The sequence below is a fragment of the Alicyclobacillus sp. CIJ1 genome (assembly GCF_057538885.1).
In genome coordinates this window covers 1-295 of sequence record NZ_BAAJPH010000140.1, presented here as the reverse complement: position 1 = coordinate 295, position 295 = coordinate 1, and the positions used below count along the sequence as shown (strand labels likewise).

Below are 295 nucleotides of genomic sequence, written 5' to 3'. Positions count from 1 at the left end.
CGAACTTTATCGACCTCCGTCACGCTCCGTCAAGGGGCGCTTCGCTCGTCCCTCTTGGACGCCCTTGACGGGCGTTCGACGGTCGATTCCAATTCGTTAGGGCCAAAGCCTCGGTGTGCGTGGTCGCATCACCTCGCCGCATCCGTCTATTTGTGCAACCATGCCGCTGCCGCGAGTTGGGGCTGATTCGGTTTCAACTTGGCCATCGACTCCAAGCTGAAGTACCTCCGTGCCACCATCCACTCTTCGTGCTGCTCTTGCAAAATGGCGCCTGCGAGTCGCAGCACGGCCTCCC

The 295-nt window shown here is 60.7% G+C and carries 1 pseudogene; it reads right to left on the bottom strand.

The annotated features are described in order from the left end of the window. Positions 1-146: 146 nt before the first annotated feature. A pseudogene (locus tag AC27E8_RS12995) lies at positions 147-295 on the bottom strand (IS256 family transposase); the annotation flags it as partial.